General features: G+C 67.8%; 15 protein-coding genes. 12 read left to right on the top strand and 3 right to left on the bottom strand.

Annotated features, from left to right (window positions below):
- The first annotated feature begins 97 nt into the window (after positions 1–97).
- The 8 genes from GO592_RS36600 to GO592_RS36565 all read left to right on the top strand — a co-directional run bounded on the left by GO592_RS36600 (position 98) and on the right by GO592_RS36565 (position 13360).
- Entirely contained in the window at positions 98–2059 is a 1962-nt protein-coding gene (locus GO592_RS36600) for a serine/threonine-protein kinase PknD (RefSeq protein WP_007297807.1), read from the top strand.
- Positions 2060–2502: 443 nt separating this feature from the next.
- The gene (locus GO592_RS36595) at positions 2503–3543 is read left to right on the top strand and encodes an iron ABC transporter substrate-binding protein (protein ID WP_039951430.1); all 1041 of its coding nucleotides are present in this window, start codon (positions 2503–2505) and stop codon (positions 3541–3543) included.
- Positions 3544–3563: 20 nt separating this feature from the next.
- The gene (locus GO592_RS36590) at positions 3564–5129 is read left to right on the top strand and encodes an ABC transporter permease (RefSeq protein WP_007297805.1); all 1566 of its coding nucleotides are present in this window, start codon (positions 3564–3566) and stop codon (positions 5127–5129) included.
- Positions 5126–6166 (top strand): ABC transporter ATP-binding protein, encoded by a 1041-nt coding sequence (locus GO592_RS36585; RefSeq protein ID WP_007297804.1) that lies wholly within the window; start codon positions 5126–5128, stop codon positions 6164–6166. Before GO592_RS36590 ends, GO592_RS36585 begins: the two co-directional genes overlap by 4 nt.
- Before the next feature lie 611 nt (positions 6167–6777).
- A complete protein-coding gene (locus tag GO592_RS36580) occupies positions 6778–7425 on the top strand; it encodes a HemK2/MTQ2 family protein methyltransferase (protein WP_007297803.1) in 648 nt (215 codons plus the stop codon).
- 130 nt (positions 7426–7555) lie between these two features.
- Positions 7556–12016, top strand: a complete 4461-nt coding sequence (locus tag GO592_RS36575; protein WP_007297802.1) for a non-ribosomal peptide synthetase — start codon at positions 7556–7558, stop codon at positions 12014–12016.
- A 131-nt stretch (positions 12017–12147) separates the two neighbouring features.
- Positions 12148–12624 (top strand): DUF2231 domain-containing protein, encoded by a 477-nt coding sequence (locus tag GO592_RS36570; protein WP_007297801.1) that lies wholly within the window; start codon positions 12148–12150, stop codon positions 12622–12624.
- A gap of 43 nt (positions 12625–12667) precedes the next feature.
- Positions 12668–13360 carry a response regulator transcription factor gene (locus GO592_RS36565; protein ID WP_007297800.1) on the top strand — a complete coding sequence of 231 codons (693 nt, stop codon included), beginning with the start codon at positions 12668–12670 and terminating at the stop codon, positions 13358–13360.
- Here GO592_RS36565 and GO592_RS36560 read toward each other — a convergent pair.
- A complete protein-coding gene (locus tag GO592_RS36560) occupies positions 13326–14717 on the bottom strand; it encodes a sensor histidine kinase (protein WP_007297799.1) in 1392 nt (463 codons plus the stop codon). The two genes, GO592_RS36565 and GO592_RS36560, sit on opposite strands and share 35 nt — an antisense overlap.
- A gap of 194 nt (positions 14718–14911) precedes the next feature.
- Here GO592_RS36560 and GO592_RS36555 point away from each other — a divergent pair, with 194 nt between their 5' ends.
- Positions 14912–15745 (top strand): SGNH/GDSL hydrolase family protein, encoded by an 834-nt coding sequence (locus GO592_RS36555; protein WP_007297798.1) that lies wholly within the window; start codon positions 14912–14914, stop codon positions 15743–15745.
- 243 nt (positions 15746–15988) lie between these two features.
- Here GO592_RS36555 and GO592_RS36550 read toward each other — a convergent pair whose 3' ends face one another.
- Together GO592_RS36550 and GO592_RS36545 are read right to left on the bottom strand one after the other, a co-directional pair.
- Positions 15989–16699: a DedA family protein gene (locus GO592_RS36550; RefSeq protein ID WP_007297797.1), complete on the bottom strand. Its 711-nt coding sequence runs from the start codon at positions 16697–16699 to the stop codon at positions 15989–15991.
- Positions 16696–17610, bottom strand: a complete 915-nt coding sequence (locus GO592_RS36545) for a phosphatase PAP2 family protein (protein ID WP_237720442.1) — start codon at positions 17608–17610, stop codon at positions 16696–16698. Before GO592_RS36545 ends, GO592_RS36550 begins: the two co-directional genes overlap by 4 nt.
- A gap of 344 nt (positions 17611–17954) precedes the next feature.
- Between GO592_RS36545 and GO592_RS36540 the strand changes: the two genes are divergently transcribed.
- The 3 genes from GO592_RS36540 (at position 17955) to GO592_RS36530 (ending at position 20443) form a co-directional block, all read left to right on the top strand.
- Entirely contained in the window at positions 17955–18332 is a 378-nt protein-coding gene (locus tag GO592_RS36540; RefSeq protein WP_007297795.1) for a CD225/dispanin family protein, read from the top strand.
- 165 nt (positions 18333–18497) lie between these two features.
- The gene (locus tag GO592_RS36535) at positions 18498–19301 is read left to right on the top strand and encodes a hypothetical protein (protein ID WP_148228469.1); all 804 of its coding nucleotides are present in this window, start codon (positions 18498–18500) and stop codon (positions 19299–19301) included.
- 161 nt (positions 19302–19462) lie between these two features.
- The gene (locus tag GO592_RS36530; protein WP_007297793.1) at positions 19463–20443 is read left to right on the top strand and encodes a VWA domain-containing protein; all 981 of its coding nucleotides are present in this window, start codon (positions 19463–19465) and stop codon (positions 20441–20443) included.
- The last annotated feature ends 104 nt before the right edge of the window (positions 20444–20547 follow it).

Below are 20547 nucleotides of genomic sequence, written 5' to 3'. Positions count from 1 at the left end.
CCCTGTCCCGCGGACGAGGGCGGCCGATGCCCGGACATGGTGGATGTGTCCGGTGTTGACTGGAAGCGGCGACACATCCGGGTGAGGTGGTGACGGCATGGGAGAGCACGGCCCGTTGCGGCCGGGTGAGGTGTTCGCCGGGTACACCATCGAACGCGTGCTCGGGGTCGGGGGAATGGGCACCGTGTACGCGGCCGCGCATCCGCGTTTGCCGCGGCGGATCGCCCTGAAGGTGCTGCACCCGGCCCTGGCCGAAGACGACGACGCCCGCTCCCGGTTCGAGCTCGAGGCCGACCACGCCGCCCGACTCGAACACCCGAACATCGTCGCCGTCTACGACCGCGGCCGGGAGGGCGACCGGCTGTGGATCGCGATGCAATACGTCGACGGCACCGACGCCGAAACGGCACGCGAGGGTGCTCCCCTCGATCCGGCCCGGGCCGTGCGCATCATCACCGAGACCGCCAAGGCGCTGGACTATGCGCACGAGGCGGGGGTGCTGCACCGAGACGTCAAACCGGCCAACATCCTCCTCGAACATCCCCGGCCCGGTCATCCCGGTGATCCCGGGCGGGTGCTGCTCGCCGACTTCGGGATCGCCAAGGCCCTCGAGCACACCCAGCACCTGACCAAGACCGGGATGTTGGTGGCCAGCCTGCAGTACGCGGCTCCGGAACAGTTCGCGAGCATCCCCCTCGATGCCCGGGCCGATGTGTACTCGCTCGGCTGCACCCTGTTCCGCCTGCTGACGGGGCAGCAGCCGTATCCCGGATCGACCCTGGCTCAGCTGATGGCCGGCCACCTGAACTCGCCGATCCCACGCCCCGCCGCCCTGCGGGCCGGGCTGCCGACCGGGTTCGACGCGGTCATCACGCGGGCGATGGCCAAGGACCGGGAGCACCGCTACCCCAGCTGCGGGGCCCTGGCGGCGGCCGCGCAGCACGCACTCGGGCCGCCACAGGCCGACATCCCGACATTGGTGCGGGAGGTGCCGGAGACGGACCGGTACCCGGCGCCCGGGCCGCACGGGCCCAAACCCGGCCCCCAGCCCGCCGCACCGACCGCGCGACGGCAGGAGACAGAACCCGCGCGTGCACATCCCGCCGCATCGGCCGAACCCTTCGGACACGCACCCGACCTCGAGCGGCTCGAACACCCCCGAGCGCGGATTCGCTGGTGGCGCAGGACGTCCACCGTGGTGATCGCCGTGATCCTGACCCTCCTGGCCGTGGCCACCGTCGGCGTGGTCGTGTACCGGCAGACTCAGACACCAACCCAGACAACCGAGACCGAGACCGAGACCCAGACCCAGTTGCCGTTCACCAGCCTCAGCCAACCTGAGGGGGTTGCGGTGGACACCGTGGGAAGCGTGTACGTCACCGACCACGACAACAACCAGGTGCTGAAGCTTGCGGCCGGGTCAACCACCCAGACCGTGCTGCCGTTCACCGGCCTCAGCCAACCTGAGGGGGTTACGGTGGACACCGTGGGAAGCGTGTACGTCACCGACCACGATAACAACCGGGTGCTGAAGTTGACGGCCGGGTCGAATTCGGCTACCGCACTTCCCTTCACGGACCTCCGCTACCCCCGAGGGGTGGCGGTGGACGGTTCGGGGGGCATCTACGTCACAGACACCGGCACCGGCCGGGGCGACGGCCGGGTGCTGAAGTTGGCGGCCGGGTCGACCACCCAGATCGTGCTGCCCTTCACTGGCGAGACCGACTGGGTGGCGTTGAACGCCGCTGAGGATGTGTTCTTCTCTCAGTTCCTGGGCAGTCGAGTAATGATGTTGGCGGGTGGGTCGAATTCGGCTACCGCACTGCCCTTTACCGACCTCTATGACCCAAGCGGAGTGGCGGTGGACACAACGGGCACCGTGTACGTCGCCGACTCCGGTAACGCCCGGGTGCTGAAGCTGGTGGCGGGATCGACCACCCAGACCGAGCTGCCGTTCACCGGCATCAGCGGTCCCACGGGGGTGGCGATCGACACTGCGGGAAACGTGTACGTCGCCGACACCGACCACGGCCGGGTGCTGAGGCTGGCGGCCGGATAGACGGGACCTGGGTCCTGTAGACGATATGGAGGTCTGGGCTGGGGCCCCGCTGACATGTGGGCGTGGGTTGCCGACGGGAAACGAGTCCTGGCCGGTAGAGCCACAAGATGTGGGAGGGTGCAGCCTCACCGACCATGCTGTTCATGCACGCGGCATTCGCTGGACCCTCTCAAGAAGGCGGGCGGTGCCTGTGAATGGGAAAGGCCCGGTGCTCAGTTTCGCTGCTCGCAGGGTCGCCCGACCCATTACTTCGTGCACAGGTACATCCACCCAGTTCCGCATCCGGTCCTTCATACCCCTCCTCACCTGGACGGGCCTACCACTTCCACCTGTCACCACGGTCCACCAAGATCCGGATGGTTAGGTTTGCCAATCCTGTATGTAGCATCGTTTTCCTGGAGGTGGCTGGGAGAGGTCCCGCTGCGGAGGAGGACGGACAAACGATGAGGATGCGGATCGGACTGATGTCGGGGCTGGCACTGGCCACCGCCGCGGTGATGACGGTGTCGGGATGCTCGGACTCCGGTTCGGACAGAGCCACCGACTCCGGTGGGGCCAACCAGATCACCGTCTACAACGCCCAGCACGAGTCGCTCACCCAGGAATGGGCCGACGCCTTCACCGCGGAGACCGGTATCGAGGTGGAACTGCGCAACGGCAGCGACACCGAGCTCGGCAACCAGCTCGTGGCCGAGGGCGACCAGTCGCCGGCCGATGTGTTCCTCACCGAAAACTCCCCCGCGATGACGCTGGTCGAGAACGCCGGGCTGTTCGCCGACGTGAACCAGGACGTCCTCGACCAGGTCCCGAGCCAGTACCGGCCGTCGAGCGGCAAGTGGACCGGCATCGCGGCCCGGTCCACTGTCTTCGCGTACAACAAGGACATGTTGCCCCAGGACCAGCTGCCGAAGTCGCTGCTCGATCTGCAGGACCCCGCGTGGAAGGACCGTTGGGCCGCCTCGCCCTCGGGGGCCGACTTCCAGGCCATCGTCAGCGCACTGCTCGAGCTCAAGGGTGAGGACGCCACCCGGCAGTGGCTGGCCGGGATGAAGGACAACGTCCGCACCTACAAGGGCAACGGCACGGTGATGAAGGCTGTCAACGCCGGGGAGATCCCGGGCGGCGTCATCTACCACTACTACTGGTTCGGCGATCAGGCCAAGACCGGTGAGAACAGCAACAACGTCGCTCTCCACTACTTCAAGAACGAGGATCCAGGTGCGTTCGTCAGTGTCTCCGGTGGCGGGGTCCTGAAGTCCAGCACGAAACAGGATGCGGCGCAGCAGTTCCTGAAGTTCGTCACCGGCCAGAAGGGGCAGGAGGTCCTGCAGACCGGGACGTCGTTCGAATACACGGTGGCCAGTGGTGTGCCGGCGAACCCGAAGCTCGTTCCCCTCGCCGAACTCCAGGCCCCGCAGGTCGACCCCGCGAAGCTCAACAGCCCGCAGGTCACCGCACTGATGACGGAAGCCGGTTTGCTCTGAATCTCGCACTGATCGGCCGCGTGCGGTCGGGGGACGCGGACACGACGCGTCGCCCGACCGCCCGGCCGGGCGTGCCACTGCCCTTGGCCGTTGCCGCGGTGATCGTGGTGGCCGCATCGTTCGCCCCGCTCGGGTATGTGATCGCCGCGAGCCTCGACACGGGCTGGGACACCGCATCGGCACTGCTGTTCCGGCCCCGGGTCCGCGAATTGCTCACCAATACCGTGATGCTGGTCGTGGTCACGGTGCCGATCTGCGTCGTCGTCGGTGTCACGGCCGCCTGGCTCGTCGAGCGCACCCGGGTGTTCGGGGCGAAGGTGTGGGCGGTGCTTCTCGCGGCGCCGCTGGCCGTGCCGGCGTTCGTGAACAGTTATTCGTGGGTGACGGCGATTCCCTCGCTCGGCGGGCTGCACGGTGGTGTGCTCATCGCGACCCTGTCGTATTTCCCGCTCGTCTACATACCCGCGGCGGCGACGCTGCGCCGGCTGGACCCGGCCGTCGAGGAATCGGCGCGGGCCCTCGGCGTGGGCCCGTGGGCGGTGTTCTTCCGCGTCGTGGTGCCGCAGCTGCGCCTGGCCATCGCGGGTGGGGCGCTGTTGGTTTCGCTGCACCTTCTCGCCGAATACGGGGCGTTCGTGTTCATCCGGTTCGACACGTTCACGACGGCGATCTTCGAGCAGTACCAGTCCACCTTCAACGGGGCCGCGGCGACCATGCTCGCCGGGGTCCTGGTGCTGCTGTGCCTGACCCTGCTGGTGACCGAATCGGTCGTCCGCGGCAGCGCCCGGTACGCCCGGATCGGGTCGGGTGCGGCGCGGCGGGCCGTCCCCGCCGAGCTCGGCTGGCGGTATTCGCCGATCGTGCTGCTGTTCCTCGGGGTGCTGATCGCGGCGTCCGTCGGTGTCCCGGTGATAAGTGTCCTGCGCTGGCTTGTCATCGGCGGGAGCACGGTCTGGGAACTGGATACCGTTGCCGCCGCGCTGGTCCAGACCCTGGGATTCGGCATCGCCGGTGCCGTCGTGACGTGTGTGCTCGCGTTCCCGATCGCCTGGATCTCGATCCGCCATCGCGGCCGGTTCAGCCGGTTCCTCGAGGGCGGCACATACATCTCGAGTTCGCTGCCCGGCATTGTGGTGGCGCTGGCGTTGGTCACCGTCTCCATCCGCTATCTCCATCCGCTCTACCAGACGGTCACCGTCGTGATCGCGGCCTACGCGCTGCTCTTCCTGCCGCGCGCGCTGATCAATCTGCGGGCCGGGCTCGCGCAGGCGCCCGTCGGGCTGGAGGAGGCGGCGCAGTCGCTGGGGGTCTCTCCGCTGTCGGCCTTCTTCCGGGTGACGCTGCCACTGGCCGCCCCGGCGACGGCGGCGGGCGGGGCGTTGGTGTTCCTGGGGATCGTGAACGAACTGACCGCCACCCTCCTGCTGGCCCCGACCGGTACCCGCACCCTGTCCATGCAGTTCTGGTCGTTGAGCAGCGAGATCGACTACGCCGGTGCCGCACCGTACGCGTTCATCATGATCGTGCTGTCGCTGCCGATGACGTACGTGCTCTTCTCCCAGTCGAAAAAGGTAGCGGGACTATGACATACGCACTCGAAGTGGACGGCGTCGACAAGTCGTTCGGCGGGGCGACGATCCTCCGCGGGGTCGCGTTCGCGGTCGAGCCGGGATCGACCACGGCAATCGTCGGCCCGTCCGGCTGCGGCAAGACCACCCTGCTCCGCCTGATCGCGGGTTTCGAGAAGCCGGACGCCGGCACCATCGCACTGGCCGGCCGGGTCGTCGCGGGTGGTGGTTGGACGCCCGCGCACCGGCGGTCGGTGGGGTACGTCGCCCAGGACGGTGCGCTGTTCCCGCACGCCACGGTCGGCGCGAACGTCGGGTTCGGGCTGCCCCGCCGGGCCCGCACCCCGGCGAGGATCGCCGAGCTACTCGAGATGGTCTCGCTCGACCCGTCCTTCGCGGTCCGGCGACCCGACCAGCTGTCGGGTGGGCAGCAGCAGCGGGTGGCACTTGCGCGGGCGCTGGCCCGGGAACCCGAACTCATGCTGCTCGACGAACCGTTCTCCGCGCTGGACGCCGGCCTGCGGGCGAACACCCGGAGGATCGTCGCCGACGTCCTCGCGAAGGCGGCGATCACCACCATCCTCGTCACCCACGATCAGCCCGAGGCGTTGTCGTTCGCCGGCCGGGTTGCGGTGATGAGCGCGGGCCGGCTCGCCCAGATCGGCACCCCGCGCGAAATCTATTCCACCCCCATCGACGTCGCCACTGCGGAATTCATCGGCGACGCCGTCGTGCTGTCGGCGCACGTCGACGGTGGTCGGGCCCACTGCGCCCTCGGCGACGTGGCCGTGGCATCGAACGGCGTCCACGGCAACGCCCGAGTGATGTTGCGGCCGGAGCAGATCGAGGTGACCACGGATGGTGCCGGTATGTCCGGGACGGTCGTCGACGTCGAGTACCTCGGGTCCGAGATGTTGCTCGGTATCCGCCTCGACACCGGGGACGGGGAGGTGCCCGAACGGGTCACCGTGCGCCGCTTCGGCGCCACCGCCCTCACCCCCGGCGACCGTGTCGGCATCCGCGTCCTCGGGCAGGCCGTGGCGTACGACATATGAGAGCCGCCCGAACGCGAACCTCCGATACCGGGACAGCGTGGCGTCCATCGGGTAGCACTCGATGGACGGACGGCGGCGAATGCATGGCCAGCGAGAACGAAACAAACTGGACACGACCAGCGAGGTGTGTTGCCGCACATTCTGTTTGGTTCAAATTGTCCGATTAGCCCGGGATGTCCGGTAACGGGCTCGCTCTCAGCGAATTCTCAACGAGGATCGCGTATGGTCGGTCAGCCATCTCCGTGGATACAGCGAAAATCCCTGCCCCGCAGCGTCGGAATCGAGCCGCAACGAATTTTCGGGCGGGTTCCGTCCGGGTTGTCGATGATCACCCTTCCGCCTGTTCCGTGGTCCATCAGGATCCAGATGGTGAGGTTTGGCATCTTGTATGTAGCATCGTTTTCTTGGAGACGATCTTCCGCGACAGTTGGAACCACAGCCGTGCTTGGGGCGTCAGGTTGAGGGTCGTCGACGAAATGCCGAGGTCAAAGGGTGTTGGTGCTCACGCCGTGGCGTGGGTGGTCAAGCGCATGTTGTGGAGTTTGTATAAGTTCCATCGGCGCTCGGAACGACCTCTGGAGCGGAGTCTGGACAGTGAAAAGGAGGCTCCGGTGCTGGTGCGACTCCCGGGCGTATACCCCGCGCAGCATGATTCATGGGCGTTGGTCGAGGCTCTGAAACAGGAGACTCTCGGGTCCGATTCCCGAGTGTTGGATCTGTGTGCCGGAACCGGGGTGCTCAGTGTCTGCGCCGTCAAGCAGGGTGCTGGGCGGGTGACGGCGGTCGACGTGTCGCGGCGCGCGTTCGCTACTACGTGGATCAATGCCCGGCTGCACCGTCGTTCGGTGCGAGTGGTGCGCGGCGATCTCACCGAGCCTGTCCGCAGCGAACGTTTCGATCTGGTGGTGTCCAATCCGCCTTACGTCCCCGCCGAGACTGCAGGGCTGCCCTACAGCGGGGTCGCTCGATCCTGGGATGCGGGCACCGACGGTCGCGCGGTACTCGACCGGATCTGCGTGCAGGTCCCGGACGTTCTCAAGGCCGGCGGGGTGCTGCTGCTCGTGCAGTCCTCGTTGAGTGGGATCGGGAAGTCCCAGACGATGCTCGAAGAACGGGGTCTGCGTGTGGATGTCGTGTCGCGGGTCGAGGTCCCCTTCGGCCCGGTTCTCGCCGCGCGCCGGGACATGCTGACCCAGCGTGGAGTGATCGGTCCCGGGCAGCGCAGTGAAGAGCTTGTCGTGCTGCGGGCGGTCAGGTGAGGGGCCCTGCGGGTTCCGGCGCCCGGACCGTGACTGCCCGCTCATGGCCTCGAGCCGAGGACACCTCATCCCCGGCACCGACCAGTGCGAGTAGTGACGGACCAGATACGACGCGAATCGCGAGGCGGATGTGATCTCCGGTACCAACCTGCCGGAGCCGGGGCACGCACAAGTAATCCCCCTGACGGCGGCGCAGCGCTCCATCTGGTTCGCCCAGCAACTCACCCCCGACGTCCCGTACGTCATCGCCCAGTATGTGGAGCTTCGCGGGCCGGTCGACCTCGAACGGTTGGCCGGGGCGAGCGAGCGGGCACGCCGCGAACTCGGCGGCGGATTCATCCGGCTGGTCGACGTCGACGGGCACCCGCACCAGCTCCTGGGCACCACGTCGGTGAAACCGGTGCCCATTGTCGACTTTCGTGGCGGCTCCATCGAGGCGGCCCAGGCGTGGATGCGGGACGAGAGCGCCGCGCCCATCGACATGTACGGCGAGTCGCTGATCGTCTCGCACATCCTGCACCTGGCTGACGAGCACTACTACTGGTATTCGCGCGCCCACCACATCGCGCTGGACGGGTATGCGGCGATGATGTCGATGCGCCGGGCGGCCGAACTGTACGTCACCGCCATCGACGGCATCGACGCGCCGCAGCGCCAGGTCATCGACCCGGAACGGATCCTGCTCGAGGATGCGGACTATCGCGCCTCCCCCCGGTTCGGTCGCGATCGTGACTACTGGCAACACCAGGTGCGTGAGCTTCCCCCCGTGGTCAGCCTCAGCCCGCAGACAGCTGCACCGGGCGCCACGGTTCGGGTGACCGGGGATTCCCTTCCTCTGGAGCCTTCGACCCGGGGACTCGCGCCCGGGACCGGCCATAATCCGACGGCGCTGATCGTGGCCGCCTTCGCGGCGTATCTCGCCCGGTTGACCGGTGCCGACGATGTCGTTCTGTCACTGCCCGTTTCTGCACGCACATCGGCCCGGCTCCGGGCGGCGGGTGGTTCGGTATCGAACGTTCTTCCGCTGCGGCTCGAGGGAATCGGAGCTACCACGGTGGGCGGCGCGATCGGGGTGGCCAGAGCCGCGTTGACGGCAGCACTGCGCCATCAACGGTATCGCCGTGAGGATATTGGGCGGGAGATGGGCTCGGAGGGAAACGGTCTCGCGCATTTCGGACCGGTACTCAACCTCATGCTGTTCAGGCAGGAGATCACCCTCGGCGCGGTGACCGGCCGCGTGCGGGTGTTGACCACCGGGCCGACCGCGGATCTGGCGGTCAACATTTACCCCGGGCTGTCGGATTCGCTTGCCCGGATCGATTTCGAGGGCAGTCCGGCACTGTATGACGAAGCTGAGCTGGCCAGCCATCACCGCCGATTCACTACCTTCCTCACATCGTTCGCCGCGGCGACCGCGGCGGATCTCCCGGTCGCCGATCTCGACGTCTTCGCCCCGGGTGAACGCGAAGAGTTCGTGCCGGCCAGCGGTCTGCCGGACAGCGATCCGATCACGCTCGATCGACTTCTCACCGCGATGGTCGAGTCCCATTCGGAGGCCATCGCGGTCCGCGACCGTGGACGTGCGGTGTCCTATGCCGAACTCGACTGCCGCGCCAACCAGGTCGCCGCGGCCCTGATCGGGCAGGGAATCGGACCGGAAGACCTGGTTGCGGTAGCGGCGGCGAGGTCGTACGAGTCGGTCCTGGCACTGTGGTCGGTCGCGAAGACCGGCGCCGCGTATGTGCCCGTCGATCCGACTCATCCGGCCGATCGGATCGAGTACACGCTCGGCGACTGCGGCGCCGCGGTCGGGCTCACCGTGTCCACCGAGATCGGGCATCTGCCCGATAACGTCCGGTGGCTGATCCTCGACGACGACACTGCCACGTGCGGTGATCCCGGGCCGGGGTGTGCGGCAGTGGCGGACCTACACCGTGTCCGTTCGCTGCTCATCGAGCACCCCGCGTATGTGATCTACACTTCCGGGTCCACCGGCCGGCCCAAGGGTGTGGTCGTCACCCACCAGGGTCTGGCGAATCTGGCCCAGGAGATCCGCGACAACTACGCGGTCTCCGCACGCTCGCGCGTCCTGCATTTCGCCTCCCCCAGCTTCGACACCGCGCTGGTCGAGGTCCTCGCCGCAGCCATCTCGGGTGCCACACTGGTGGTGGCCCCGCCGGAGGTGTACGGCGGGCAGGAATTGGCGGCGCTTCTGCGCGACGAACGCATCACCCATCTGCTGTCGACACCGTCGGCGTTGGCGACCGTGGACCCGACGGGGCTCGACGACATACAGCTCGCGCTGGTCGGCGGCGAAGTGTGCCCGCTGGAGTTGGTGCGGCGCTGGGCCGGCGGCCGGACGATGCGCAACGCCTACGGGCCCACCGAAACCACCTGCAGCGTCACCCTGACCGACCCGATCACTGCGCAGCACGCAGTGACGATCGGATCCCTCATGCGCGGGGTGAGCGCCGTGGTGCTCGACCACCGACTGCGCCCGCTGCCGCCGGGCGCGGCGGGCGAGCTCTACCTCGCCACCGCGGGGGTGGCCCGCGGCTACCATCAGCGGCCCGCACTGACCGGATCACGGTTCGTCGCCAACCCGTTCGGCAAACCCGGCTCCCGCCTGTTCCGCACCGGCGACCGGGTCCGCTGGACCGGCGAGCGGACCCTCAAATTCTTGGGCCGCACCGACGGACAGGTCAAGATCCGCGGGTTCCGCATCGAACTCGGCGAGATCAACGCCGCATTGCACCGAAATGACGACGTCACCTTCGCCACCACCGTGGTGCAGCAGAACCCGGCCGGTGACCCGGTTCTCGTGTCCTACATCATGCTTCGACCCGAGGCGGCAACCACACCGGGAACTCTGAAAACGGAAGTGGCCCAATTCCTGCCGGACTACATGATTCCCGCATCGATCATGGTCCTGGACGCGGTTCCGCTGACGCCGACCAAGAAGCTCGACCGCGGCGCCCTTCCTGCGCCCGTGTTCGGCTCCTCCCCGGCATCTCGCCGTGACCCGGCGACGGCAGCCGAACGCAGTGTCGCCAACGTGTTCGCCCGAATACTCGCCGTGCCCGCGGTGGGGGCGGACGATTCGTTCTTCGACCTCGGCGGAGACTCTCTGTCGGCCACCCGGGTGGTCGCGGTGATCAACGCCGAACAGGGCACCTCGCTGGGGGTGCGGGAACTCTTCGACACGCCCACCGTGGCGGCGCTCGCGCAGGTAGTCACCGACGCCGGCCACCCCGACGGCGAACGTGCACCCCGACCGCAGTTGCGTGCCGTGACGGTGCCCGATCGCGTGCCGTTGTCGCCGTCGCAACAGTTCATCGACCGCACCGTCACTACACCCGCGTTGTTCAACATTCCCTTCACGGTCAGGGTGGTCGGGGAACTCGACACCGATGCCCTGCGGCTGGCCACCGCCGATGTTCTCGAGCGCCATCGATCGTTGCGAACGGTGTTCCCCGACTCCCCCACCGGGCCGTACCAGCGGGTGCTCGACGTCGCTGACGCCCTCCCCGATCTCACCCCCGTGAAGATCCCGGCCCGGGACGCCGAGGAACCGATAGCGCGTCTCCTCGAGACCGGGTTCGATGTGCGCGAGCAACCGCCGCTGCGCGCTGGGATCTTCGCGCTGACCCCTCGCGAGCACGTCCTTGCGTGCGTCATTCACCACATCGCGGCGGACGGCTGGTCGTTGGCGTTGTTGGCGCGCGATCTCGTCGTCGCGTATACCGCCCGCGCCGCGGGCGCAGCCGCGGTGTGGGGACCCGCCGAGGTGCAGTACTCGCAGTACAGTGTGTGGCGGCGCGAACTCCTCGGCGCCGAGTCCGACCCCGAGAGCCTCGCATCGCGGCAAATTGCCTACTGGAAAACGGAATTGGCGGGTCTTCCCGGCGAACTCCCGCTACCCACCGACCGCCCGCGACCACACAAGTGGTCATACGGGGCTGGACGCGAGAGCTTTCAGATCGATCAACGCACTCACCGCGCCCTGCTGACCCTCGTCCACCATCAGCACGCCTCGTTGTTCACTGCGCTGCGTTCGGCGGTGGCCATGCTGCTCGTGCGCCTGAGCGGGGACCGCGACATCGCCATCGGCACCCCCGTCGCGGGCCGCGGGGATCCCGCGCTCGACGACGTGGTGGGCATGTTCGTCAACACCATCGTGCTGCGTACCCGCCTCGACCCGGGCATGAGTTTCGCCGAGATCATCGACCAGTCCCGCGACGTGGAACTGCGTGCCCTCGCCCAGTCCGAGGTGCAGTTCGAGCGGCTGGTCGAGGTGCTCGATCCGCCCCGCTCATCGTCTCTGCATCCGTTCTTCCAGGTCGCGTTGTCGCTGAACAACTTCACTCCCGCCACGTTGAATGCCGAGACGTTGCGTTTCGAGATCACCCCTCGGCCCCTCGGCATCGCGAAATGCGACCTGCACTTCCATTTCACCGAACGCCACGACACCGGCGGGCAACCCGCCGGCATCGACGCCGAGCTGGTGTACTCGACGGACCTGTTCGATGCCTCCACCGTCCGGTCGTTCATCGACGGTCTGCAGGCCGTCCTCGCGGAGATCACGCTCTGAACTCTGCACGACCCAGGTCTGCCGCCCACTCCGCACGGCGCGGTCCGAGTCGTGATCGTCGATGGCATGGTTCCATTGGCAGGTTCCTCCGGCCTCAGCGCTTTCTCAGCGCCGCCCGCGATACTGTTGTCATGTCCACTGTCAGCGGCTTGCCCGTCCACGTGCTGCTCGTTCATTTCATCGTGGTCCTGGCTCCACTGACGGCGCTCCTGGTCATCGGGTGCGGTGTGTGGCCGCCCGCCCGACGGCGGCTCGTCTGGCTCACCCTCGTCCTCGCCGCCGTGATCACCGTGTTGACTCCGCTGACCACCGACGCCGGCGAATGGCTCGTAAAACACGTCGCTGGGTCGGCTGCCGTGCACACCCACACCGAGTTGGGCGACACGATGATCTACTTCTCCGCCGCCCTTCTCGTGGCCGCCCTGGCCGTCGCCGCGGTCCATCTCCGCGAGCGAAAGAGCAACCCGTCACGGGCGCTCACACTGGTCGTCGCCGCCCTGTCCATCGTCGTAGCAGCAGCGACCATTGTTCAGGTCTACCGAATCGGCGAATCGGGTTCACGCGCCGCCTGGGGCGACGTCATCACCACTTCCGACTCCGCCCCGTAACACCGACCGAGGAGCAACGGGTGCGACAAGAGGTGACAGTCTGATGAGGGTGCTGGTCGTCGAGGACGAAGCCCGGTTGGCGAGTGTGGTGCGCCGCGGCCTCGAACTCGAGGGTTTCGTGGTGGTCACCGCCGCCACCGGTGAGGACGGTCTCTGGCGCGCCACCGAGGACACCTTCGATGTGATCGTTCTCGACATCATGCTGCCGGGAATGAACGGATACGAGATTGTCCGTGCACTTCGCGCCAAGCAGATCTGGACTCCGATTTTGATGCTGACCGCCAAGGACGGTGAGTATGACCAGGCCGACGCGTTCGATCTCGGTGCCGATGACTACCTGGTCAAACCGTTCTCTTTCGTGGTTCTCGTCGCCCGCTTGCGCGCGCTGGTGCGCCGCGGCGCACCAGCGCGTCCGGTGTTGCTCACCGCGGGTGATCTGAGCCTCGACCCGGCGCGGCGACGCGTCATGCGGGGGAACGAAGAGTTGGCCCTGACGCCCCGCGAGTTCGGGGTTCTCGAGTTCCTGTTGCGTCACCCGGACACTGCCCTGACGAAGGGCGTGATTCTGCGCAACGTGTGGGACGCGCACTACGACGGTGACGAGAATATCGTCGAGGTGTACATCGGTTATCTCCGCCGGAAGATCGACGCGCCGTTCGGCGCGCACACCATCGATACGGTCCGCGGCGTCGGATATCGGCTCACGACGGCTCGGCCGGAGTCGCCGGCAGGGTGACCACGACCTGCACCCCGCCCTGCGCACTCTCCCCGATCCGCACCGAACCTCGGTGGGCGGAGACGATTTCCGCGACGATGGCCAAGCCGAGGCCGGAACCGCCGCGGTCGCGTTCACGGGCGTTGTCGAGTCGTACGAAGCGTTCGAGGACGCGGGCTCGGTCGGACTGCGGGATGCCCGGCCCGTCGTCGGACACCGTGATCTGCGCGGTGTTCCCGCGCCGCGAGACCTCCGCGTGAACGGCATGTGCCGCGAACCGGACGGCGTTGTCGATGAGGTTGCGCAGTACACGCTCGAGCTGGGTGAGGTCGCCGCGGATCCGCACGGGGGTCAACGAGGCGGTGACCGCCTTACCGGTCTCGCCTCGGGCGCGGTGGACCTCGGTGTTCACCACGTCGTCGAGGTCTACGTCGCCGAGCCGCAGCGGCAGACCGCGCTCGTCGGCGCGGGCGAGTAGCAGCAGATCGTCGACCAGCAGGTGCATCCGGGTGACCTCGGGCAGCAAGGTGTCCCGTACGAGTTCGCGGTCGAGTAGTTCCGGGCGGGCGTCGGCCAGTTCCAACGCCATGGTGACGGTGGCCAGTGGGCTGCGCAGCTCGTGTGATGCGTCGCCGACGAATCGGCGTTGCGCGGTGTGCCCGGCCTCGAGTCGGGTGAGCATGTCGTTCATGGTCCGCGCCAGCGCCGCGATTTCGTCCCGGGGTGTGGGCACCGGAATCCGTTCGGCGAGGTCGGTACTCGAGATCGTGGCGACTTGGGTGCGGATGTGTTCGACCGACCGCAGGGAGCGCCGTACCAGTTTGTAGGTCACCACCGCGGCGATCAGGGCGATGACCGGACCGCCGAGGGCGAGAAGCCCACCCACCGTGGCGAGGGTGGCTTCCACCGGTTCCTCACTCGCCGCGACCAGGACGGTGTAGTCACCTCCGATGCCGCGCGCGCCCTGCGCGGTGATCCGCAAATCCGTACCGTGTTTGGGCCGCCCGGTCAGTCCCGGCACCGGCGGACCACCGGCAGGTGGCCGCACATCGGTCGCCGGGGTGCCGGGGTCGGTGTCCGATGTCCGCACCACCTGTCCGGCCGGGTCGACGAGCTGAACGAGGGTGATGCGTTGGGTGGTGTCGAATAGCTGAGCGTCGAGGTCCGCGGGTGGGTCCGATCGCAGGCTGGTGGTGATGTCCTGGGCTCGGGCGGTCGCGGCGTCATCGAGGCCTGAGAGCAGGGACCGGTCCAGTACGAACAGCAGCGCCGTCGCCCCGAGCGCCAGGGCGATGGTCACGACCGCTCCGGCGACCAGTGCGGACCGGATCGCCAGCCCCCACAGCGACGGTCTGAGCCACTCGGGTACGGATCTCATGCGGCCATCATCCGCCATCTGGTCCTTCCGGGACGCCAACTACAACGGCCGCAGCGGCGGACACTCGATGGGTCGGCGCTCCTCTCAGCGTCATCACAGCGGCGCGGGCAGATACTGACGGTGTGGGAACACCACAACGCCGGAGTTGGACACTGATTTGGGCGCGGACCATGCGGACGGCTCTGGTGGGGGGCATGGCCGCGCTCGCCGTCCTGTGGTCCGACCCGGCGATGGCCGACCCGGTGCCGGATGGAACGGTCCGCTACGTCGCCCTGGGCGATTCCCGCGCCGCGGGTCCCTACCTGGCGCCGATCTCGCTGCACGACGGTTGCTTCCGGTCGGTCGAGGGATATCCGGGGGTGGTGGCCCGGGCGCTGCACGCCGATTCCTTCACCAACGTGTCGTGTTCGGGAGCGACAACTGAGAATCTCACCACTGCGTCCCAATCCACCGCCACCGGTGCGGTACGACCGCAGATCGATGCCCTGCGACCTGACACCACGCTTGTCACAGTCGGTATCGGTGGCAACGACATCGCGTGGCAGTCCCTGGTGGCACCGTGTTACACCACCGTCCCGGGCACCGATGCGCACTGTCGCACCGACCCGGAGACCATCGGTGGGATGACTTCCGCACTCGCCGCGCTGGAGCCGAAGGTGTCCGCGGCACTGGCCGCCATCGAAGAACGTGCCCCGCGGGCCCGGGTGCTGCTCGTCGGTCACGGCGGTATCTTCGGAGCCCACGGTTGCTGGCCGAACATTCCCACCAGCGACGCCGACGCAGCCTGGATCTCAGGCTTCTTCGTGAGGATGAATCAGGTTCTCGCCGCCGCGGCCACTGCCACCGGGGCCCGGTTCGTGGACGTTGCGAACCCCGCCATCGGACACGATGCCTGCGCCGGACCCGAACAGCGATGGTTCGAAGGCCTGCTCCCGCAGTCTTTCGCCGAGTCGTTGCACCCCACCACCGCCGGAATGCGGGCGATCGCCGCCCGGGTCCTGACCGCCTCGGGTACATCCCCCGAGTAGGCAGGCCATTGAGCAATGGCTCGAGCTGTCACCTTCCATCTCGCGTTATCGCCTCCTGCTCCCGGCGCTCTCCGGTCCGGCTGGTGCACCGAGATCGACCGCCAATCGAGGCGGGTTCTCGGAGGTGGATTCTCATTCCGACCGGGGTTCTCTGGCGTTCCCCGTCGACGGTGAAGTGGAACCATCGCGGAACCCCTCACACTCTGATGGGCGCTCACGCGGTCAGGAGCGTCGGGTATGCGGTCAGGAGCGTCGGGTATATGGTGCGCCGGAACGGGCGCACTGGCCCGGCTCGCCGGTGGGCGTCGGGATGCTGTCCGGTTGAAGGACCGCACCTTGTCCTCGACGCCGGGCCCGCAGTCCGTTGATCACCAGCGGCAGAATCGACACCAGCACGACGGCGATCAGGATCACCTCGATATGACCGCGGACGAATGCGATTCCGCCGAGCAGGTAGCCGAGGACCGGCACCCCGACGCCCCAGGCAATGCCGCCGATGACGTTGTAGACGGCGAAGGTGCGGTAGGACATCCCGGACGCGCCGGCCATCACCGGTGCGATCGTGCGGGCGACGGGAACGAAGCGGGCCAACAGGATCGTGCGCGGCCCGTAGCGGTCGAAGAACCGCCGCGACTGCTCGAGTTGTTTCGGGCCGATCCGCTTGGCGCTGGGCCGATGAAACACCGTGTCCCCGGCCCGTCTGCCGATCAGAAACCCGAGTTGGTCACCGACGATCGCAGCGGCCGGGACGGTGAGCAGCAGCAGCCACAACGGCGCGAACGGATGCGACTGGGCGGCGAAGACACCGGCTGTGAACAGCAACGAGTCGCCCGGCAGAAAGAACCCGACGAGCAGACCGGTTTCGATGACCACGGCGCCGAGGACGCCGAGCAACCCCAAGGTGCCCAGCAGCGTCGACGCGTCCAGTAAGCCAAGTCCCAGTGCCACATTCATGCCGCGTATCCCATCGTCGTCGGGTCGCTGCGACCCGAGTGCGTGTAGTTCTCGTCCGTACTCGCAGCCACCCGGGCGCGGGTCCGGTCCATCCAGGTCGTGTAGAGCGCCCCGCCGATCACCGCGGCGAGGCCACCGAGGAGCATCCCGCCGATCACGTCGGTCAGCCAGTGTTCACCGAGGTACAGGCGCGTCACCGACACCACCACGGTCACCGCCGCAGCCAAGCTCAGCAACAGGGCACGACGGGTCGGCGACAGGGCGTACCCGAACATCACGGCGGCCATCGTGAACAACGCCATCGCCCCGGTCGCATGCCCGGACGGAAACGAATGGTCCGTCTCGAGCAACACCTGGGACACGATCGGGGGGCGAGCACGCCCGACAACGGATTTCGTCACGGTAGAGGCCAGTGCCGCCGCACCGACGGTCCCGATGAGAATCAGCGCGGGGATCGGTGAGCGGGCCCGCCGGGACAGCACCGCGCCGATCACGACCGCGGCGATGATGGTGCCCGCCGGACCGCCGGCGTCGGTCACCGCGATGGCCGGCCCGGTCACCCAGTCCGACCGGTGTCCGGTGAACCAACTCAGCACCGCCGGGTCCGCACCGGTCACCCAGCCCCCGGCCCTGACCTGATAGGCCAACGCGGCGAACACCGCGGCCAATCCGGTGCACTGCACGGCGATCGCCGCCGCGGCCGGACCCCGGCGATCACCCTGCAGGCTCCGCCAGACGGACCCACCCAGGAACAACGCCGCACCCCCGACCAGCACGGCCAAGGCCAGGGTCGTGGCACCGCCCTGATGGATATCGGCAACCACCTCGTGGGCCCGCCCGACCAGATTGGAATGAATCGGTGCACCGTGCGCCGACACCAATGACACCGGGGGTTGTACTGCTTCTCTCACACCCGCAGTATCAGTGTCGGCTGCTGTGGAGCCGCTGAGAGCGGGACGGCGATCACACCCGGCCGGCCCGGGAGGGTGAATTCTCGGCCACGAGAGGCGCATGGTCCCCGGCGTTCCTCGGCCGCAACCCGACACCGATGGTGTTGCGGCCGCAGAGAAGCCTTCCGTCCCTGTTGGACGGGCCGGGGCGGCAAGTGTCACAGCGGGTCCGTCACCGCCGCGGTTTACCGCCCGAGCATGCCGGTACCTCGTTCGCAGCTCTCAGCCAATCCTCAGCGCGGCAGACGTACCGTCGAAGCGGGTTTCCTTATGACGGATGCCCTTATGACGGATACGGAGTCACCATGGTCAATCCAGCATCCGAGCCCGCACCGGACGATCGGCCCACCCGAAGCGGGCCCGCCGCCGACGCAGCCGCGGTCCCATCGGTCCGGTCGCGACCCACCAGCAACGCCGGCTGGGCGGTGGCGTCATTGCTGTTCTTCTGGCCGCTGGCATTCTCGGCCTTCCACCACGCATTCGAGGTCTACCCCAGATGGGTGGACGGTGATATCGACGGCGCCGAATACGCCTCCCGCCGGGTACGCAAGCTCGGGCAACTGTCCCTGTGGATCTTCGGCGGCTTGCTGCTGCTGGCGATCGTCCTCTACGCGATCGCCGCGATTGTTCTGATCGCGCACGGCGGCGACGGAGGCGACTGGCACGACCACATGCGCGACTGACCCGGGAAATACTCTGCGGTGAGCGATGGACTTTCGTGCATCCCTCGAGCCGGGGAAGCGAGGGGTGCCCACGCTCCCCCGACGACACCAGAGCAGAACACAGAAAGTCCGTCTGCGCTACCCGCTCTCAGCGTTTCCACAGCACCCGCGCACCAGACTGGAAGGGTGTCCGGCACTGTGTCCCTCGTTCGGGAGATGGTCACCGAGGTCGTGACCGAGGCCGCGACGATGGAGATCGCTCTGACGGTCCTCGGGATCGCGTTTGCGGTGTTCGTCGCCGGTATGGTCGTCACCGGGTCCGGGCAGGCGAGCGGGTTGCGCACCGCGGGGTTGGCCTTGGCGCTGGGCATTGTCTGCGTTCACATCCGCGACGGCGGGTGGCTGACCGCCGCCGACCGCTCCATCATGTCCGTGCTGGCGGCACACCGCAGTGCAGGACTCGATCACCTTGCGACCGTGGGCATCGCGCTCGGCGCCCCGGCGGTCGCGGTCGCCGTGGCCGCGGTGGCGGGGATGGTCCTGATCCGGCGCTGCTGGCCGGTGCCGGTGGCGTCGATCATGCTGGGTGCGGTGATGGGCGCCGTGTTCGCGGGCGCGGCCCTCGGCACCGTGCTCGGGCCGGGCCGGGCAGTTGCCCCGGTGTGGCAGCCGGTCGACACCGACAACGCGGTGCTGTCGAATCTCGCCGGGGCCGCCGCGGTGCTGGGTATGGCGGCGGTGATTGCCGGTATCGGCCGCAGTCGCACCCTCCGGGCGGTGCTGGCCGCAGCCGTGGTGATCGCGGTCGTCGCCCTCGCCGGTGCACAACTGTATGTCGGAATGCCCCTGACCGAGGTGGTGGCGGGAGTGCTGGTCGCGGCGACCTGTGTGACCGTGGGGCACGCACTGCTGGCGGCGTTCGCCTCTTCGGTGCCACCCGGCCCTCTCGGAGCGGCTTCCGAGCCCGGGTTCGTACCGGCTGCTGGATGATCCGCCGGAATGGGGCGCTCGCCACCCTCGGCCCGTCGAGTTGCGGCACGTGACCACCCGGCCGGTGATGATGGTGCCATGCCGATCGTCGCTCGGCTCGCGAGGGATTCCGAGCCGATGACGGCCTCCGGATCCGCGGTGTCAGATGTCGGAGGTGAAACATGAGGTTCTCCGGCCTCGCCACACCGGGGTGGCTGATCTTCGCCGCCGTGGTCGGCGCGCTGTCGATCGGCTACCTGTGGGTACTGCGCCTGCGACGTAAACACACACTGCGGTTCACCAATCTGGAACTACTCGAGACCGTCGCTCCCACCCGGCCCAAGTGGTCGCGGCACATCCCACCGGCATTGCTTCTGGCGGGGCTGCTACTGCTGACCGTCGCCATGGCCGGACCGTTGGCGCAGACCCGAGTTCCACGCAACCGTGCCACAGTGATCCTCGCGATCGACGTGTCACTGTCGATGCGCGCAACCGACGTGCCACCCTCGCGCCTGGCCGCAGCCCAGGCCGGCGCAAAAACGTTCGCGGACAACCTCACCCCTGGCATCAACCTCGGACTCGAGGCGTTCGCCGGGACGGCGTCGATGTTGGTCTCACCGATCACCGACCACACCGCAACCGACAACGCCCTCGACCATCTGCAACTCGCCGAACGGACCGCGACCGGAGAAGCGATCTTCACCGCTCTGCAGGCGATCGACACCCTCGCCGGCGTAGTCGGCGGAGGCGGCACGCCGCCGCCAGCCCGGATCGTCCTCGAATCGGACGGCAAACAAACCGTGCCCACCGACCTGAACGATCCGCGCGGCGCGTTCACCGCAGCCCGCCTGGCAAAGGAGCACAACGTCCCCATCTCCACCATCTCCTTCGGCACCACTCACGGTGCGATCGACCTCAACGGCAGCCACATCCCCGTCCCCGTCGACGACGAGTCACTGCGACGGATCGCGGAGTTGTCCGGCGGTTCGTTCTTCACCGCGACCAGCGCGGACGAACTTCAGGCCAGCTACCAGAATCTGCAACAGCAGATCGGTTACGAAACCCACCTCGGCGACGCCAGCCGACCATGGCTGATTCTCGGATCCATCCTGATCGCGGTGGCGGCCGGCACCGCACTCGTTCTCAACCAACGCCTACCCTGAACACACGGACCGCTGCGATGCACACGCCCACGGCACCGTTGTCGGCGACCGGATGCCCGGGCGCGCCCGCGCCGACACGGCAATCCGCTCGGACGCGGCGATTT

Source organism: Rhodococcus sp. 21391, assembly GCF_016772255.1.
Classification (GTDB): domain Bacteria; phylum Actinomycetota; class Actinomycetes; order Mycobacteriales; family Mycobacteriaceae; genus Rhodococcus_F; species Rhodococcus_F opacus.
The sequence above is the reverse complement of the archived record's forward strand: the minus strand, read 5'-3'. Positions and strand labels throughout refer to the sequence as shown.

Coding starts and splice junctions, on each gene's coding strand:
- GO592_RS36600 (WP_007297807.1), top strand. CDS start 98: ATGGGAGAGCACGGCCCGTTGCGGCCGGGTGAGGTGTTCGCCGGGTAC.
- GO592_RS36595 (WP_039951430.1), top strand. CDS start 2,503: ATGAGGATGCGGATCGGACTGATGTCGGGGCTGGCACTGGCCACCGCC.
- GO592_RS36585 (WP_007297804.1), top strand. CDS start 5,126: ATGACATACGCACTCGAAGTGGACGGCGTCGACAAGTCGTTCGGCGGG.
- GO592_RS36570 (WP_007297801.1), top strand. CDS start 12,148: ATGTCCACTGTCAGCGGCTTGCCCGTCCACGTGCTGCTCGTTCATTTC.
- GO592_RS36565 (WP_007297800.1), top strand. CDS start 12,668: ATGAGGGTGCTGGTCGTCGAGGACGAAGCCCGGTTGGCGAGTGTGGTG.
- GO592_RS36560 (WP_007297799.1), bottom strand. CDS start 14,717: ATGAGATCCGTACCCGAGTGGCTCAGACCGTCGCTGTGGGGGCTGGCG.
- GO592_RS36555 (WP_007297798.1), top strand. CDS start 14,912: ATGGCCGCGCTCGCCGTCCTGTGGTCCGACCCGGCGATGGCCGACCCG.
- GO592_RS36550 (WP_007297797.1), bottom strand. CDS start 16,699: ATGAATGTGGCACTGGGACTTGGCTTACTGGACGCGTCGACGCTGCTG.
- GO592_RS36540 (WP_007297795.1), top strand. CDS start 17,955: ATGGTCAATCCAGCATCCGAGCCCGCACCGGACGATCGGCCCACCCGA.
- GO592_RS36530 (WP_007297793.1), top strand. CDS start 19,463: ATGAGGTTCTCCGGCCTCGCCACACCGGGGTGGCTGATCTTCGCCGCC.